The sequence below is a fragment of the Citrobacter sp. Cf088 genome (genome assembly GCF_030334295.1).
In the GTDB taxonomy this organism is placed as follows: domain Bacteria; phylum Pseudomonadota; class Gammaproteobacteria; order Enterobacterales; family Enterobacteriaceae; genus Citrobacter; species Citrobacter freundii.
Genome location: NZ_JAOWEE010000044.1, coordinates 150,365 through 168,198, shown reverse-complemented (window position 1 = coordinate 168,198; position 17,834 = coordinate 150,365). Strand labels below are relative to the sequence as shown.

General features: G+C 54.2%; 16 protein-coding genes. 4 read left to right on the top strand and 12 right to left on the bottom strand.

Translation table 11 applies throughout. The features are described from left to right. The first annotated feature begins 40 nt into the window (after positions 1–40). Positions 41–2,119: an ABC transporter permease gene (locus OGV71_RS09150; protein WP_003021393.1), complete on the top strand. Its 2,079-nt coding sequence runs from the start codon at positions 41–43 to the stop codon at positions 2,117–2,119. Positions 2,120–2,130: 11 nt separating this feature from the next. Continuing rightward, the gene (fbpC, locus tag OGV71_RS09145; protein WP_003847645.1) at positions 2,131–3,177 is read left to right on the top strand and encodes a ferric ABC transporter ATP-binding protein; all 1,047 of its coding nucleotides are present in this window, start codon (positions 2,131–2,133) and stop codon (positions 3,175–3,177) included. Between the two features lie 108 nt (positions 3,178–3,285). On the opposite strand, the gene mmuM is transcribed toward fbpC, so the two are convergent. The 9 genes from mmuM to OGV71_RS09100 all read right to left on the bottom strand — a co-directional run bounded on the left by mmuM (position 3,286) and on the right by OGV71_RS09100 (position 13,447). Then, positions 3,286–4,218 carry a homocysteine S-methyltransferase gene (gene mmuM, locus OGV71_RS09140; protein WP_061548193.1) on the bottom strand — a complete coding sequence of 311 codons (933 nt, stop codon included), beginning with the start codon at positions 4,216–4,218 and terminating at the stop codon, positions 3,286–3,288. Beyond that, on the bottom strand, positions 4,205–5,608 hold the full coding sequence (gene mmuP, locus OGV71_RS09135) for an S-methylmethionine permease (protein WP_204584333.1): 1,404 nt from the start codon (positions 5,606–5,608) through the stop codon (positions 4,205–4,207). Before mmuP ends, mmuM begins: the two co-directional genes overlap by 14 nt. A 274-nt stretch (positions 5,609–5,882) precedes the next feature. Beyond that, complete coding sequence (gene mhpT / locus OGV71_RS09130; protein WP_048233813.1) at positions 5,883–7,097, bottom strand: 3-(3-hydroxy-phenyl)propionate transporter MhpT; 1,215 nt, start codon at positions 7,095–7,097, stop codon at positions 5,883–5,885. A gap of 68 nt (positions 7,098–7,165) precedes the next feature. Beyond that, positions 7,166–8,179 carry a 4-hydroxy-2-oxovalerate aldolase gene (gene mhpE / locus OGV71_RS09125; protein WP_003021379.1) on the bottom strand — a complete coding sequence of 338 codons (1,014 nt, stop codon included), beginning with the start codon at positions 8,177–8,179 and terminating at the stop codon, positions 7,166–7,168. Next, a complete protein-coding gene (mhpF, locus tag OGV71_RS09120; protein ID WP_071667383.1) occupies positions 8,176–9,126 on the bottom strand; it encodes an acetaldehyde dehydrogenase in 951 nt (316 codons plus the stop codon). Before mhpF ends, mhpE begins: the two co-directional genes overlap by 4 nt. Continuing rightward, positions 9,123–9,932 carry a 2-keto-4-pentenoate hydratase gene (gene mhpD, locus OGV71_RS09115; RefSeq protein WP_204584003.1) on the bottom strand — a complete coding sequence of 270 codons (810 nt, stop codon included), beginning with the start codon at positions 9,930–9,932 and terminating at the stop codon, positions 9,123–9,125. The genes mhpF and mhpD overlap by 4 nt, the downstream gene beginning before the upstream one ends. A 9-nt stretch (positions 9,933–9,941) precedes the next feature. Beyond that, positions 9,942–10,808 carry a 2-hydroxy-6-oxonona-2,4-dienedioate hydrolase gene (mhpC, locus tag OGV71_RS09110; protein WP_016149676.1) on the bottom strand — a complete coding sequence of 289 codons (867 nt, stop codon included), beginning with the start codon at positions 10,806–10,808 and terminating at the stop codon, positions 9,942–9,944. Positions 10,809–10,836: 28 nt separating this feature from the next. Next, positions 10,837–11,781 carry a 2,3-dihydroxyphenylpropionate/2,3-dihydroxicinnamic acid 1,2-dioxygenase gene (gene mhpB, locus OGV71_RS09105; protein WP_204584005.1) on the bottom strand — a complete coding sequence of 315 codons (945 nt, stop codon included), beginning with the start codon at positions 11,779–11,781 and terminating at the stop codon, positions 10,837–10,839. A gap of 1 nt (position 11,782) precedes the next feature. Then, complete coding sequence (locus tag OGV71_RS09100; protein WP_204584007.1) at positions 11,783–13,447, bottom strand: bifunctional 3-(3-hydroxy-phenyl)propionate/3-hydroxycinnamic acid hydroxylase; 1,665 nt, start codon at positions 13,445–13,447, stop codon at positions 11,783–11,785. Positions 13,448–13,638: 191 nt separating this feature from the next. Here OGV71_RS09100 and OGV71_RS09095 point away from each other — a divergent pair, with 191 nt between their 5' ends. After that, positions 13,639–14,451 carry a DNA-binding transcriptional regulator gene (locus tag OGV71_RS09095; RefSeq protein ID WP_044699510.1) on the top strand — a complete coding sequence of 271 codons (813 nt, stop codon included), beginning with the start codon at positions 13,639–13,641 and terminating at the stop codon, positions 14,449–14,451. Positions 14,452–14,616: 165 nt separating this feature from the next. On the opposite strand, the gene OGV71_RS09090 is transcribed toward OGV71_RS09095, so the two are convergent. After that, on the bottom strand, positions 14,617–15,633 hold the full coding sequence (locus OGV71_RS09090) for a hypothetical protein (RefSeq protein WP_286533105.1): 1,017 nt from the start codon (positions 15,631–15,633) through the stop codon (positions 14,617–14,619). Between the two features lie 77 nt (positions 15,634–15,710). Then, positions 15,711–16,433: a hypothetical protein gene (locus OGV71_RS09085; protein ID WP_032948651.1), complete on the bottom strand. Its 723-nt coding sequence runs from the start codon at positions 16,431–16,433 to the stop codon at positions 15,711–15,713. A 418-nt stretch (positions 16,434–16,851) separates the two neighbouring features. Here OGV71_RS09085 and OGV71_RS09080 point away from each other — a divergent pair, with 418 nt between their 5' ends. Next, positions 16,852–17,193, top strand: coding sequence for a hypothetical protein (locus OGV71_RS09080; protein WP_286533101.1), 342 nt, complete (start codon positions 16,852–16,854; stop codon positions 17,191–17,193). Positions 17,194–17,329: 136 nt separating this feature from the next. Here the strand turns inward: OGV71_RS09080 and OGV71_RS09075 are convergent, their stop codons facing one another. Further along, positions 17,330–17,806, bottom strand: coding sequence for a cold-shock protein (locus OGV71_RS09075; RefSeq protein WP_003021353.1), 477 nt, complete (start codon positions 17,804–17,806; stop codon positions 17,330–17,332). Positions 17,807–17,834 lie beyond the last annotated feature (28 nt).

Here is a 17,834-nt window from a genome sequence, read left to right as displayed (position 1 = left end):
GGCGTAAATACCGCATCCGGCCTGGAATACCGGAACCGCTATGTCACACACACTTGCACTCCATCCCGTGAAAAAACGGGATGCGATATTTCTTTGGGTTTTGCTTGGCTGGCTGGCGTTTGCCCTGTTGCCAAGCTGGAGCCTGGACTACGGTCTGCTGGAGTCGACAGGCGAGGAAATACTCGCCGCCTACGGCTGGTCACAGTTCAATATCAGTTGGTTATGGTATCTGCTGCCGAGCCTGCTACTGGTGCGTCCGTTCCATGAGGCCAGGCGCGAACAGCGCGGCCGCCATTATCTTGATGCGGGCTGGGCTTTTTTCTGTATGGTGTTTATCGTCGCCAGCGCGACTCTTGAGGGGCGCGGCTTAGGCTATGCCACCATTGTGTTGTTTGTGGCACTTGGCGCGATCATGACCCTGGCGCTCACCCGTCTGGAATGGCTGGGCGGCGACCGTTTCGTCATCGGTTCGCTCACCGCGATTGTCGCGCTAATCGGTATTTTTATCGTCTGGCCGAGTATCGCTATTTTTATTCCGATGTTCACCAACGACGCCGGGGAATTTGCCCCGCTGGCGTTTATGAATGTGCTGTCGCAGGCACATATCATTCAGGTGATCCTCAACTCGATTATGCTGTCGATTGCCGTCGGCGTCGGCTGTACCTTCTTTGGTCTGGTACTGGCTATCTATACTACCCGTATCGCCAGACGCAGCGCTATTATCGGACGAATTTTCTCGATTCTGCCGATCGTCACCCCGCCGTTTGTCGTGGGTTTAGGCGTCACGCTGATGATGGGACGCTCCGGCTACATCACCGAATTTATGGTCGAATGGTTTGGCTTAACCAACACCAACTGGCTGTACGGTTTTACCGGCATCTGGCTGGCACAGGTGCTGGCCTTCACTCCGATGGCGTTTATGATCCTCGACGGAGCAATCAAAACCATTCATCCGTCGCTGGAAGAAGCGTCATACACCCTGCGTGCCAGCCGCTGGCAGACCTTTAACGGCGTGTTTGTCCCGCTGCTGAAACCAGCGCTGGCGAACGCCTTTTTGATTGTGGTTGTGCAGTCGCTGGCTGACTTTAGTAACCCGCTGGTGCTCGGCGGTAACTTCGACGTGCTGGCAACGCAAATCTACTTCTACATCACCGGTTCGCAGCTCGACTACCAGGCCGCCAGTACGCTGGGTGCCTTCCTGCTGCTGTTCTCGCTGCTGGTGTTCTGCGTGCAATATATGTGGATTGGTAAACGCTCATACGTCACCGTTTCCGGTAAATCCTACCGGGGCGACGTGCAACCGTTACCTGTGACGTTGGTATGGAGCGTGGTCGCGCTGCTGGCGGTGTGGATTGCCTTTAACGCCCTGTTGTACGGCAGCATTTTCTACGGCAGTTTCACCGTTAACTGGGGCGTGGACTACACCCTGACGTTAGCGAACTTTACCAAACTGTTCGGTCAGGGGATGAGCGACGGCGCATGGCCTTCACTGCTCGACACCCTGCTCTACGCCGGTATTGCCGCGCCGATCACCGCCATCTTCGGTCTGCTGATCGCCTGGGTAGTCGTGCGCCAACAGTTTAAGGGCAAGAAGACCATCGAGTTCACCACCATGCTGTGCTTTGCCGTTCCAGGCACCGTCGCGGGCGTATCGTACATTCTGGCCTTTAACAGCGCCCCGGTTTACCTCACTGGTACGGCGGCGATTGTCATTATCTCGATGGTAATGCGTAACGTCCCGGTCGGTATTCGGGCGGGTATCGCGGGCTTAGGCCAGATCGATAAATCACTGGATGAAGCCTCGCTCAGCCTGCGCGCCGGTTCGCTGCGTACCATTACGCATATCCTACTGCCGCTGCTACGCCCGGCGATCCTTTCGGCGCTGATTTACAGCTTTGTGCGCGCCATTACCACCGTCAGCGCCATTGTGTTCCTCGTCACGCCGGATACCCGCGTAGCGACGGCCTACATCCTTAACCGAGTGGAAGACGGCGAATACGGTGTGGCGATTGCCTACGGTTCCATTCTGATCGTGGTGATGCTGGCGATTATTTTCATCTTTGACTGGCTGATCGGTGAATCACGTACCTCCCGTTCAAAAGCCAAAAACCAGGCGTAATGGAGCGCACTATGACTCAGAAAAATTTCGTTGAACTGCGCAACGTCACCAAACGATTTGGCAGTAATACGGTAATCGACAATATCAACCTCACCATCCCGCAGGGGCAAATGGTGACGCTGCTCGGCCCGTCCGGTTGTGGCAAAACCACCATTTTGCGCCTGGTCGCCGGGCTGGAAAAACCGAGCGAAGGGCAGATTTTCATTGATGGCGAAGACGTCACCCATCGCTCAATTCAGCAGCGTGATATCTGTATGGTGTTTCAGTCCTATGCCCTGTTCCCGCATATGTCGCTGGGAGAGAACGTTGGTTACGGCCTGAAGATGCTCGGCGTATCCCGCGCTGAGGTGAAAGCCCGTGTCAAAGAGGCACTGGCGATGGTCGATCTGGAAGGATTCGAAGAGCGCTATGTTGATCAGATCTCCGGCGGTCAGCAGCAGCGCGTAGCGCTGGCCCGCGCGTTGATCCTCAAGCCGAAAGTGCTGCTGTTTGATGAGCCGTTGAGTAACCTCGACGCCAACCTGCGTCGCAGCATGCGCGACAAGATCCGCGAACTGCAAAAGCAGTTTGATATCACCTCGCTGTACGTCACCCACGATCAGAGCGAAGCCTTTGCGGTTTCCGATACCGTGCTGGTGATGAACAAGGGGCACATCATGCAGATCGGTTCACCGCAGGATCTTTACCGCCAGCCCGCCTCGCGCTTTATGGCAAGTTTTATGGGTGACGCCAACCTGTTCCCGGCCACCTTCGGTGACCAATACGTTGATATCTACGGCTACCACCTGCCGCGCCCGCTGCACTTTGATACGCAAGGCGAAGGCATGGTCGGCGTGCGCCCGGAAGCGATCACGCTTAGCGATCGCGGCGAAGAGAGTCAGCGCTGCGTGATCCGCCACGTGGCCTATATGGGCCCCCAGTATGAAGTCACGGTGGAATGGCACGGGCAGGAGATCTTATTGCAGGTCAACGCTACGCGTTTACAGCCGGACGTAGGCGAGCAGTATTATCTCGAAATCCATCCGTACGGCATGTTTGTTCTGGCGGATGCGGCATAACGTTTTGTGGCTTTGTAGGCCGGATAAGGCGCTTGTGCCACCATCCGGCAATGCCTGATGCGCTGCGCTTATCGGGCCTACATTGAACGATGTAAGCCCGATAAACTCTCAGCTTCGCGCTTTTAGCGCGGCAATATCCGCAGGCGTGGTGCGACAGCACCCGCCAATCAACCGTGCGCCAGTGGCCTGCCACTGCGGCAGATAATCCGCCAGATGCGCACAATGCTCACCGTGATGATGCCAGGTTTTGCTCACGGCATCATACTGCTCGCCCGAGTTCGGATACACTACCAGCGGCAGCGCCGTTAAACTGTGTAAATGCTGCAACGCAGCGGTGGTGTTTTCCAGCGCAATGCAGTTAATACCTAGCGCCACCACCTGCGGATAATCCGCCAGCAACGCAACCACGTCACGCAGCGGCGTACCGTCGCTCAGGTGCTCGCTGTCGCGCAGGGTAAATGAGAACCACGCCCGCGCACGCGGATATGCAGTCAATAACTCAGCCAGCGCGCTAATTTCGGCAAAATTTGGCAGGGTTTCACAGGCCAGAAGATCGGCCCCGGCATCCAGCAAGGCTTCCACGCGTGGGCGGTGAAACGCCTGAAACTCTTCAGCGCTACGTTGGTAATCACCACGGTATTCAGAACCATCCGCCAGATACGCGCCGTAAGGCCCGACCGATCCTGCTACCAGCAGCGTGCCCGCCTGCGGGTTCTCTGCCAGATACGCTTCACGGGCTTTACGCGCCAGCTCCACGCTTTTGCCAATCAGCGCTTTCGACTGCGCTTCATCCAGATCTCGCGCGGCAAAGCCCGCCGGCGTCGCCTGATAGCTAGCGGTGATCGCGCATTGCGCCCCCGCCCGGTAGTAATCGAGATGGACTTCGCGGATAAGCTCCGGATTTTCGACCAGCACTTTGGCTGACCACAGGCTATCGGCTAAGTTACAGCCACGCGCTTCCAGCTCCGTCGCCATCGCACCATCGAGCAGCAGGAAATCCTGTTTATCGAGGATGGCGCTTAACGGATTATTCTGCGACATGTTCGGGCTCCTGTTTGGCTTTACGCGGTTGAGTAAGGAAATAAGCACCATAACACACTGCCACAAACGGTAACCCGCACCACAGCGCAATTCTCTGCGCTGGATCGAATGCCAGCCCGACACAAGCCACCAGACACAGCACAAATCCCAGTACCGGCACCAGCGGATACCACGGCGCGCGATAATGCAATTCACTCAATGCCTTACCCTGCTGCAGATGACGGCGGCGAAAGACGAAGTGTGAAGCACAAATGCTCAGCCACACCGCCACCACCGCAAATCCGGAGATTGCCGACAGCGCGACAAATACCGTATCCGGGGCCACCACGCTGGAAAACAGCGCCAGCACACCACCGAGCATACTGACCGACAGCGCCGTCAGCGGCACGCCATTTTTCGTTACTCGCGCAAAACAGGCCGGTAGCGTACGTTCATTTGACAGCGACCACAGCATGCGCCCGGAGGCATACAGCCCGGAGTTCGCCGCGGATAGAATAGCCGTCAGGATCACGAAGTTAAAAATATCGGCGGCGTAAGGAATCCCCACCTTCTCAAACACCAGCACAAACGGGCTTTTCTCCACGCCCGCCTGCTGCATCGGGATCAGCGCCGCCAGCACAAACACGGTGCCGATAAAGAAAATAATCAGTCGCGCGATAGTGGTACGAATCGCTACCGGAATGACCTTGCGCGGGTTTTCTGTTTCTCCGGCGGCAATACCGATAAGCTCAGTTCCCGAAAAAGCAAAATTCACCGCCACCATCGTCATCAGGATCGGTAAGCCACCGTGTGGGAACCAGCCTTCCGCCGTGATATTACTCAGTCCAGGCGCGGGTGAGCCATCCTGCATCGGGATAAAACCAAAAATCGCCGCCCCGCCGAGGATGATAAAGGCGATGATAGTGACCACTTTTACCAGCGAGAACCAGAACTCCCCTTCGGCAAAAAAGCGCGTGGAGATGACGTTCAGGCCAAAAATAATCGCGCAGAACACCACACACCAGACCCAAACCGGCACCTGTGGAAACCAGTACTGCATACAGAATCCGGCGGCGGTAAAACTCGAACCCAGCGCTACAGTCCAGGTCAGCCAGTAGAGCCAGGCCACGGTATATCCCGTTGCGGGGCCGAGATAACGCGCAGCATAGACGTGAAACGCCCCGGTCTCCGGCATCGCGACCGACAGCTCGCCCAGACACTGCATAACCAACCAGACCACCAGCGCGCCAATCAGATAAGCCAGCAGCGTTCCCGCCGCCCCGGTAGTGGAGATGATGTACCTGGTATTGAAGAATAACCCTGTGCCAATCACGCCGCCTAAGGAGAGCATTATCAGGTGACGCGTTTTCATTGTGCGCTTCAGTGGCGCATTTTGTTGTGTTGTTTGCATATAACCTTCTAAACGTATGGACATCTAAACATCCAAAGAAGGTTTGTTATACCGCGTTTGTTAACAGAATGCAAAGTCAACCCTGCACCAGGCGCAGATGCCCGCGCCGGGCGCTTAATATCGGATGGGGATTAATAATCAAATACAAAAAGGGCCGCCAGCTCATAACGCCTCCGTTGCCAGGCTTTATGTAAACTCTGGCAACGTCCTCACCGACTGGCGTTCACCCGGAAGTGGGAACCGTATCTCCCAGCTCATACTACCGAATGAGCGCTTAAGCACCGCTGGCAGGGATCGGCATCTGCGATTTGCGGCTCATCAGAATAAATACCGCCAGCCCTGCCAGCAATATCCCCGGCGCAGAAGCCGCCATCACCCCTACCGTTCCGGTGCCGAGCGCTAACATTTTTCCTGCCAGCAACGGACCACTCATCGCGCCCAGACGACCGACGGCGACGGCGGTTCCCACGCCGGTGGCGCGGATCTGCGTGCTGTAAAACAACGGTGCCAGCGCATACAACACGCTTTGCCCACCGGTGGCAAACATCCCCGCCACAAATCCCGCCATCAGCATGCCGCTCAATGACGATACCGTGCCCAGCGCCAGCAGTGATGCCAGCATCCCGGTGTAGATCAAAAGTGACATCACCACCGGACGCAGTTTGTCCATCAACGCCCCGAGAATTAACGTCCCGCTGGCCGCGCCGATTTGCAGAGCAAACATCACTCCTGCTGCCTGCGAGGGCTGAAAGCCCTGCTCGACCAGCAGCATCGGCAGCCAGTTGATCAGCATATACACCACCAGCAGGGTGAAGAAATAGCACAGCCACAGCAGCAGCGTGGCTGTCGCGGTGGTTGGCGCAAACAGAGCGCGCAGCGGCGCGGCAGCCACCTGCGTTTGTTGGGTATAAACCTGTGATTCCGGCAGCCAGCGCATTAACAGCGGAACCAGCAGCAGCGGGATCACCCCGCCGACCCAGAACACGGTTTGCCAGGCAGAGGCCAGACCGCTAAACCCGAGCGCTGCCGCCAGCGCCGCGCCAATCGGCACACCGCAGTACATCAGGCTCACCGCCGTACCACGAAAACGCGGGCCCGCCGCCTCAGAAGTCAGCGCGATCAGATTCGGCAACGCCGCACCCAACCCAACACCAGTCATCAGGCGAGCAAACACCAGCGATGAGAAATCCCAGGATATCGCTGTTGCCAGTGAGAACAGGCCGAACAGCGCCACGGAGGCAATAAGAATGCGTTTGCGGCCATAGCGATCGGCCAGCATGCCGCCCACCAGCGCGCCGGGCAGCAGCCCAAGAATGCCCGCGCTGAAGATCCAGCCCATCTGCATTTTATCCAATGCAAACGCATGGGCGATACCGACGGCAGCGATCCCGGCGGCCTGTAAATCCAGCCCTTCCATCAGGGCGACTAAAAAACACAGCCCGACGGTCAACGTCAGGCGGGATGAGGATGTGGGGGTACGGGTAGTCATAAGATGTACCTCTGAGGTCACGATGCAGGTGAATCGCGGCTGATACGTTGCCAGCCGCGTAATCATTTTTATTTTCTGTTGCGCAGATCCAACGCCACGTCGACGATCATATCTTCCTGGCCGCCCACCATCCGGCGTTTGCCCAGTTCAACCAGAATATCTACCGCGCTCAGGCCATAACGCGCCGCCGCCACTTCGCAGTGGCGCAGGAAGCTGGAGTACACGCCGGCATAGCCCAGCGCCAGCGTTTCGCGGTCCACCCGCACCGGGCGGTCCTGCAGCGGACGCACCAGATCGTCGGCGGCGTCCATCAGCGCATACAGATCGGTGCCGTGCTGCCAGCCAAGCTTATCCGCCGCGGCGATAAACACCTCCAGCGGCGCGTTGCCTGCGCCTGCGCCCATACCGGCCAGACTGGCATCGATACGATCACAACCCTCTTCTACCGCAGCAATCGAGTTCGCCACGCCAAGGCTCAGGTTGTGGTGGGCGTGCATCCCGGTTTCTGTTTCCGGCTTCAGCACCGCTTTCAGGGCGCGGAAGCGGTCACGGATATCAGACATGTTCATCGCCCCGCCTGAATCGACCACATAGATACAGGTCGCACCGTAGTTTTCCATCAGTTTCGCTTGCTGTGCGAGGTTTTCCGGCGTGGTCATATGACTCATCATCAGAAAACCGACGGTGTCCATGCCCAGTTCACGCGCATACTGAATATGCTGGGCCGACACGTCCGCTTCGGTGCAGTGGGTCGCCACACGCACAACGCGCGCCCCAGCCTGATACGCATTTTTCAGGTCATGAATCGTGCCAATGCCCGGCAACAGCAGCGTGGCGATCTTGGCGTGCTTGACCACGTCCGCCGCCGCTTCAATCCACTCCAGGTCGCTGTGCGCACCAAAGCCATAGTTAAAACTGGAACCCTGCAGACCGTCGCCGTGCGCCACCTCAATGGAATCCACCCTCGCGTCGTCCAGCGCTTTGGCAATCTGGCGCACGTTTTCCAGCGAATATTGATGGCGAATGGCGTGCATGCCGTCGCGCAGGGTCACGTCAGAGATATAGAGTTTTTTACCGTTCATGCTGCTTCTCCTGCCTGACGAGTGAGGGACTGCGCCATTTTCTCAGCGGTCGCCAGCGCGCTGGAGGTCATAATGTCGAGGTTGCCCGCATAGGCAGGTAAATAGTGCGCCGCGCCTTCCACTTCCAGATACACCGCGGTTTTCAGCCCGGAGAACTGGCCGATGCCCGGCAGATTGACCGGTTTATCCTGCGGGATGACTTCAAACTGGACACGCTGTTTCAGACGATAGCCCGGCACGTAAGCCTGCACCGCCGCCGCCATCTCATTAATCGATGCTTCAACTTCAACCTCAGAGGCCGCTTCGCTCAGCACATACACCGTGTCGCGCATCATCAGCGGCGGCTCGGCCGGGTTAAGGACGATAATCGCTTTACCTTTTGCCGCCCCGCCAACCACTTCAATCGCCTTCGAGGTGGTTTCGGTAAACTCATCGATATTAGCTCGCGTGCCAGGACCCGCAGATTTACTGGCGATCGAGGCGATAATTTCGGCGTAATGGACTTTTGCCACGCGAGAAACTGCCGCCACCATCGGGATAGTCGCCTGCCCGCCGCAGGTCACCATATTAACGTTCTGCTGATCAACGTTGGCCTCCAGATTCACCACAGGCACGCAGTACGGGCCGATTGCCGCGGGGGTCAGGTCGATCAGGCGGATCGCTGGTTTAACGGCGCGCAGCGCGGCGTCGTTCTTCACATGCGCGCCTGCGCTGGTGGCATCAAAAACAATGTCGATGTCGGCGAATTCCGGCATGGCGATAAGCCCTGTCACCCCTTCATGGGTGGTGGCAACGCCCATGCGTCGGGCACGCGCCAGACCATCAGAATCTGGATCGATACCGACCATCACCGCCATTTCCAGATGTACGCCGTGACGCAGAATTTTTATCATCAAATCGGTACCGATGTTGCCGGAGCCGATAATGGCGACTTTACGCTTACTCATGACTGACTTCCTTTTGTAACCGCCGCTGAAAAGGTGGCGGCAACTGAACCAATACCGTCGATATGGGCCTCGAAACGATCGCCCGCATTCACCGCCACCATCGGGCCTAACGCGCCGGTGAGAATGATATCTCCGGCACGTAGCGGCTCGCCGAGGCTGGCCATTTTGCGCGCCAGCCAGACGGCGGCGTTGATCGGATGTCCCAGGCATTCGCTGCCGCGTCCGCTGGAAACCTCTTCGTTGTTGCGCGTCATTTTCATCGCGCAGTTTTTCAGATCTAATCCTGCCGGACGCTGTGCCGGGCCGCCGACCACATACACCCCGCAGGAGGCGTTATCCGCCACGGTATCAACAAACTTGATTGACCAGTCACGGATACGGCTGCCGACCACTTCCAGCGCGGGCAGCACCCACTCGATGGCGTTATACAGCTCGTCAAAAGTAGTGTCGGCATTGGGCAGATCGCGGTTCAGCACCAGCGCGATTTCCGCTTCAATACGCGGTTGCAGCACGCGCTCAAACGCAATGGTGTCGTTATCGCCGTAGCACATGTCGGCAAACAGCGTACCGAAGTCCGGCTGATCGACGCCAAGCTGCTGCTGCACTTTCGGGTGTGTCAGCCCTACTTTGCGCCCGACCACGCGACGCCCGCGCGCCACTTCATACTGCACGTTGATGCGTTGAATGGCGTAGGCCGCTTCGCCGTTATCCACACCAATCAATTCACGCACTGGGGCGATGGCTTCCCCTTTTTCTTCAGCCTGACGTAAATCGGCGGCCAGCTGCTCAAGATTATGATTCGTCATGTCCGTTCCTTAAGGGCGTGCGAGGAAGTTCAGCACCAGCTGGTTAAAGGCATCCGCATGCTCCCACTGCGCCCAGTGTCCGCAGTCGCGGTAGATATGCAGCTCAGAACCGGCAATTCCGGAGAGCAGGCGCAGACCGGCATCCATCGGCACAAAGCGGTCATTGCGTCCCCAGACAATCAGGGTCTGGGCTTTGATTTCACCCAGACGCGGGCTGAAATCCGGGAACTGTTTCGGGTTGGCCTCCAGACTCTGGACAAAGTTTTCCAGGTGATCGCGACGCGACAGCATGTTATTCAGGCGTGCCTCAAACAATGCCTCGGTCAGGTCGCTGGTGTCGAAGACAAAGATCTCCATCATCAGCTTCAGGTTCTCGATGGTCGGCTCGCGGTACAGCTGATTCAGGCGCTTGATACCTTCGGTCGGCATAGGGGTAAACAGACTCATGCCGCCCGTTCCGCCGCCCATTAACACCAGTTTGCCCACGCGCTCCGGCCAGCTCAGGGTAAACGCCACAGCACTGTGACCGCCCATCGAGTTACCCAGCAGGTGGACTGTTTGAATATCCAATTGATCGACCACGCTTTTCAAAATGCGAGCGTTGAGATCAGATCGCGAACCGCGGTTAACGATCCCATCGCTTTTGCCCCAGCCTGGACAATCCAGCAGGATCACCCGGTATCCGGCCTGTACCAGCGGATCAATATTGCGGCTGAAGTTTGCCCAGCCCGTCGCGCCAGGACCGGAGCCGTGCAGCAGCACGACGGTCTCTTCGCCCTGTCCACAGTCATTGAAATGCACGCGTAGTGTTTCGCCTGCTTCCTGCACCTCCAGAAAACGACTGGTAGCGGCTTCGGTTTGCGGTTGGTAAGTCATGATGTTCTCCTGCATATTCAGTTCTGTTTCAGTTCTGTGTGGTAGCGCTCAGGGAGCCGAATCCGGCGATCCACTCCGGGATCGGGCGGTAATAACGGCCTTCACTACGCCAGCTACCAAAGGCAGAAATGGCGGCAAAGGCGGCAACCCAGGTTTTCACTTCGTGCGTTGATTTGCCCGCCATCGCGGACAGCTCTTCGTTACTGACCGCGTCCAACTCCTGCAAACGCCCCTGCTCAAGCAGGGTCATAAAGCGGTTATCCCAGACGGGATTGAGCGGGTGCAGCGTGTTTTGATCGGCCACAAACTTCTCGGCGGCGCTGATCACCCGCTGCTGGCGCAGCTCGCGCTCGTTTTCAGGTAACTGTTTACCACTGCCGAGCAGGCGGTCGCGCATATGGGCATCAGCCTTCGCCAGTTCCGGGACCGGCGGTTGATGCGATAGACCACCGGAGCCTAAAAAAAGCACGCGCTTATTCAGCGAGCTGGCGAAACGGCCAATCGCTTCACCGAGCAAGCGGGTACGCTGAAAGCCCGGCAGCGGCGTGGCGACGCCGTTAATAAACACCGGCAGCACCGGCACCTTATCCAGACCGCCGAGCAAAAACTCCAGCGGCTGCGCGAAGCCGTGATCGACCTGCATGTTGTAGGACACGGCAAGATCGATGCCGCTTTTCATCACCGCGTGGGCGCAGGCTTCAGCGAGATCTGTCGGCACCGGCAGTTCCCCCGCCGCGCTGCCGAAATCGCCGATCGCCGTGGCTCCCACGCCTAAACAGAACGGCGGCATCACGTCGTAGAAAAAACCGTTGTAGTGATCGGGGGCAAACAGCACTACCAGTTCCGGGTCGAATGCCGCAATACGCGCCCGGGCGCTGGCGATCACGCCGTTAACCTCGTCGAGCACGGTCTGCGCCGGGTCGACGTACCCCACCAGCGGCGAGTGGGAAAGACAGTGAAGATAAGCGTGCATATCAGGCCACCTTTTCAACAGGAATATCGGCAGTAGCGCGGGTAAGTGTCATCACCGACGCCAGTTTATTCAGGGTGCTGCCCAGGGTTTGCGGAATGGCGATGGCGGCCACGAAGCGGTCCGGGCGCATTACCACCAGCGCGGCGTTGTGCTGGGCAAACCACGCGCGCAGGCGGTTTTGCGTATCACCAATGCGGGTAACGCCGTCGTGGTTATCCTGATCGGTATGAATCTGCGTGTCCGGCACGACCTGGATAAAACGCGTCCCCAGCGCCTGCCACTGTTGGATCTGCGCCTCGCTCATGCCCCACAGCGGGTTACAGCCCCAGCCAATCACCGCAAAATTCGGTCCAATAACGTTGTCGAGCAGCGTCACTTCACCCGATTCCAGCGTCACCTTCGGCTGGATAAACATCTTGCCGACCGGTGACGTTTTCGCGTCGCCTTCACGTACCAGTGCCCCGACGTGGTACTGCGGCATCGGCTTAAAGCGCATTTCCAGGAAGTAACGTTTGACCGGCGGAATATAATTCAGCAGCCAGGAAACCCCGTCGCGTACCGCACCGTGCCAGCGTTTTGGCGGTGCAAGTACGTTGCCAGCGGTCACGGAGAGGTCGATCATCGCTTTGGCGTGGTCACGGCGTTCCTGCTGGTAGGTATCCAGCAGCGCATCACCGGCTTTACCCTTGATCACCAGCGCCAGTTTCCACGCCAGGTTGAAGGCATCACGCATGCCGCTGTTGTAACCCTGCCCCTGCCAGACCGGCATAATGTGCGCCGCATCGCCCGCCAGCAGCACGCGGTCAATGCGAAAACGTTCGGCCAGACGGGCGTTATGGGTATACACGCGCTGGCGGATCAGCTCGACGTTGTCCGGGTTCGGCAGCACTTTGCTCAAAAGCTGACGCATATTCTGCGGTTCACTGAGCTGCGCTTCGGTTTCCCCCGGCATCACCATAAATTCAAAGCGACGCACCGCGTGCGGCAGCGCAGCGGAGACATACGGGCGCACCGGATCGCAGCACAGATACACATGCGGTGTGCTGAGCGGATCGTTGGCGATATCCACCACAATCCACTGATTCGGCGCGGTTTTGCCTTCAAACGGCACATTCAGCGAGCGTCTGACGTTACTGCCGCCGCCGTCGCAGGCCACCAGCCACTGGGCCTTCACCGTTTCACGTTGACCGTCCGGCGTTTTCAGATTCAGCGTCACTTCGCCGTTTTGCTGGCTGAAGGCCTCCAGTTCGCGGGAGAACAGGCAGCGCACGTTGGGAAAACGCGACAGCCCTTCCAACATCACCGCATCCACCTGTGGTTGAATAAACGCATTGCGGCGCGACCAGCCAAATTCGTCGGTCATCGGCTGGATATCAGCAAAGCAGCGGCCTTTCGGCGTGAGAAAGCGCATCGCGTGCCACGGCGTGGTGTGCGGCAAAACGCGCTCGACCAGCCCCACAGACTGCATGGTGCGCAACGCTTCATCGTCAATGCCGATGGCTCGGGGATAGTCGATCAGCGTGTCGAGCTTCTCCACCACCAGCACGTCAATGCCCATCTGGCCAAGATAGTTGGCCATCATTAGCCCCACCGGGCCGGCACCAGCAATCGCGACCTGAACGGTGTGCTGCACAGCGGGTTGGATATCCGGGTTTTTTGTTGTCATTTCAGAACCTCACGACTCGGACAAAACGCAATTGCGGACCCTGGTGAGGCGCAACTTGTTTTGTTAAAAATATGTGAATAATTTTTTGTTGTGCGGTCAGTATAGGAGTGAGTTTTTGCGCTACAATCAAAACATGCCTGGATGTGCACCAAGTGCACAACGTTGTTTTACCTGTATATTTGTCAATGAATATGAAAAATGACGAGAGCACTGAGTACAAAACCGTACGCGGATTAACGCGCGGATTAATGTTATTAAATATGTTAAACCGGCTCGATGGTGGGGCCAGTGTTGGCTTACTTGCTGAGTTAAGCGGCCTGCATCGCACCACGGTCAGACGGCTGCTGGAAACCCTGCAAGATGAGGGTTATGTTCGGCGCAGCCTGTCCGATGACAGCTTTCGCTTAACCATTAAAGTCCGCCAGCTCAGCGAGGGATTTCGTGACGAGCAGTGGATTTCCGCACTCGCCGCCCCGCTGCTGGGGGATTTGCTGCGCGAGGTCATCTGGCCGACCGACGTTTCCACGCTGGATGTGGACGAGATGGTGGTACGTGAAACAACCCACCGCTTCAGCCGCCTGTCGTTTCACCGGGCGATGGTCGGGCGTCGTTTGCCATTGCTGAAAACCGCATCCGGCCTGACCTGGCTGGCATTCTGTCCGGAGAATGAACGTCAGGAACTGATTGAAATGCTGGCCTCCCGACCAGGAGAAGAGTTCCAGCTTGCGCGCGAACCGCTGAAGCTCAATGCCATTTTAACCCGCGCGCGAAAAGACGGTTTTGGCCAGAACTTTCGCGGCTGGGATCAGGAGGAGAAAATCGCTTCTATCGCCGTTCCCATCCGTAGCGAACAGCGAGTGATCGGCTGCCTGAATCTGGTGTATATGGCCAGCGCCATGACCATCGAACAGGCCGCGGAAAAGCATCTTCCGGCCTTACAAAAGGTGGCGAAACAGATTGAGGACGGCGTCGAGTCGCAGGAGATTTTGGTGGCCGGGAGGTGAAGTGGATCACAGTTGTTGGCGGTGAGAATCCGCGCAGGATATGGGTTGGTACGAAGATCAGCTTGAGGTCATTTCTGGTTCGTTTACGCTGCAATTGGTACATAAACGGCAATCATCGTTGAAACATTCGAGGATTGCCATTGGGATTAAAATCACAACGATACATTACACAGGCTGATTAAATTCGACATAAACCGTATAGTTTTCATCTTGCTCTCGATTGAGATCCACACTCGCGCCAGCTGAGCCTTTAAACCCATTCATGCCAAATCCTAAACGACTCTCTTTGTTTGAGGAAAATACACTCTTCTTTTTCAGTTCCAGTTCCGCACTTAAGCAGCCACCTATTTCTCTGGCAAATACAATGCTTTCCCATGATGGTTCATACGGTAACCAACTGAATTCTTTTCGTTCCAGAGTCATACCTTTTACCCATTCGCGCCCCGCTAAAGTAATTACTCGTTTATCACTACCGATATTCGTCGTAGCTGATTTTAAAATTATGTTAGCCTCAACTGAACTAACAGGAAGTTCCGCGTCTATTTCTGCTTTCGCAGCACTTAATAAATTCGACTTATTTTCCTTGCGAAACTCTATTTTCGTCGCCCCCAGATTTACAAAGACCCTGATCATCTCAGCTTCTCGTTCCTGAAGTAGGATATCATCTAAGCTATCACTGAGAATATAGAGATCCTTTTTAGACTCATTATCCTCTGACAGAGGGTGTCTGATGTAAGCCTGGTTTATCTGCGGATGGCCAGGTTGAAAACGATAATTTGCCCCGATGGCCGTTTCTATGGACATACTTATACGTTTTAAATATTTATCAAATGAACTCGCAGACTGTCTCAAGCTGGCAACAGAAACATCTTCTTCATCTTTTTTCGAAAATAATTGATATAAAGAATAGGCGGCAGGGGCTGCATTAACAAGAACTGCCACAGGCAAAGGCAGTAATCTTGCAGCCATCTCAAGAGCAATATTTGCCACCAGGGGATTTATCATTTTACGGTCACTATTTTCTGGTTCACCTCCACTCTTAGAAGACGAAAATGACTTACCCTTCTTCACTGTATTTTCAAGCGGTATTTCTTCCCCTTCGGAAATTAACGTCGTTATTATTTCCTCAGTCGAAGGTTCATCCTGAAGATCTTCATCCACAATAAATATTAAGTTTCCCATAATATCCCTAAGTATATAATCAGCTCTGGTTATATAGACAATCAAGCCTATATTCATGTCAAGTTTTTATAATAAATTTAATTATTTATATAATTTCTGCATTCATCAGATCTTGCAAACAAATCATCATCTCGACAAGCTATTCTAATAGCATCGACAAGATTATCATTACTGATGGGAGTCCAGAAATTATTAACAATTAGATATTTTTGACGTTTAACTCCATCTCTAACATTTAACTTTATTAATACAGATTCAAGCTTTTCCATATATTTATTATTTGATTTGGTTTTATATTCTGCAAATACCACAGCATATTCAGGTTCTGCATAATCTCTCGCTACCAATGGAGGAACAAGAAAATTCACTTCAGACCTAGCATCCAATATGTAGCCATTCATTTCCTTATACTCATATGCAGGCATAGAGGATGTATTTCCGCCGGGTATTGAAACACCATTTTTAGTGAACACTCCCGTGACGTCTTTAGTAATCCGATATATTACTTTTTGTGTCAGATCAGGGACTATTCTGAACTGTTCTATAACCTGATCGGTCGAACTTTTATTCGTTAAGTTAAATTCATAATTCCTACCCGAGGATTTAACATATTTAACTTGTACATCCCCTGTCAAAAAATCGAAAATATAGTTGCCAAGGAATGCAAGCAAACCAGTAGCTGCAAGCCATAAAATAAAACCATTAATTTTTTTGTGAAATGGTATACGAACAGTCTTATCCTTAGAATTCTTTTTGGATGTGTTGGAACGAGGAGGTCTTTGTTTGTTATTCCTTGCCATTTGTAATTATCACCCTAATATTCTGAACTTGATAGATGAATAGTTGTAATGTGAATTCTGTTTCAAGCTAAATATAACCATCCACGTAGATTGCTTCCTATGTTACTTTACTAGTATTTTTTTACAATAGCTTGTAGGGTCAAAGCGGCTATAAGTAACTACCAAATTTAGTTGATATTTGGAATTATTAAGAATTTTTAAGATGCTGAAGAAATTTTCTTACATATGTCGCAATGCATTCTTTCACTTTTGCCAGATTATCTAAATCCTTAGGTGCTGGATGTCTATAGAGGGTTAAGAGGGAAGTTAAAGTAGCCGGATTTCAATGCCTCTTTCAGGAGCGCTGATGTTTAGCAGTGGGTTGTCATAAGGCGCTATATTAGTTTATACAGATTATTTTATCATTAAAGGAGATGTCATGGGTGTTGAGTTTCATATAACAAGAGCTGAATTTTGGGCAGATAATGATGATGCGCAGATAACATCTGGTGAATGGCTTCACTACATTAATAGCGATAATGAATTAAGCAGATATATTATAAATGGCGATTATCACGCCTTGTGGTCAGGCCCCTCGTTATACGCAGAGCCATGGCTTGACTGGAGCGCAGGTAATATTTATACAAAATGGCCAGACACATATCTTTACAGAAAGATGTTGGGGATTGCAAAAAGCCTCAACGCCCAGGTAATGGATGATGATGGTACAATTTACAATGACGAATCACAGTGGGAATACGATCCTTTATCCTCGGGCTAATGACAGTTTAACAAAGAAGCCCAGACCCGCCGCATATCTACTCCAGACTCACAGCAATCACATACTGAATATAAAAAAACCGAAACCCCGCTCCTGAAAAGAGCAGCGTTCCGGTTTTTATTCAGTCTGAAGGGCTTCAGACCTTAAGCAGTTTCACCGTCTCGTCGATGTCGATTTCATCTTCCGAGAAAATCAGCGTCGTGCCCTGGAAGGTGGTGATAGCCAGCTTTTTCAGCGTGCGCATTTCACCAGGCTTCACGTCTGATTTTGGTCGGATGCTGTTCATCAGCACGCCGACAGACAGCACTGCATTTTCTTTGTCGATACGGGTCTCTACAGGGACTTCTTCACTGTAGACCAGGAATGACTTGATCGAGGTGAGCTTCAGACGCTCGCCTGCGATATAGATGTACTTGCTGTCTGGTATGACTTTTACCGCGTAGGCAGACAAGCCTTTGTTATTGGTGGTGGGCTCAAAAGTCACCGCCGCGTCTTTCTTGATCAGCTCAGGATTAGCAACCTTAATCACATGAAAATAGCGATTGTCGCCGTTTTCATCTTTGATAAATCCAAAGCCTTTATCTTTAAACCACGTTGTGATTGTTCCGTTCATTGCTGTTTCCGCCTGATTAAACCTATTA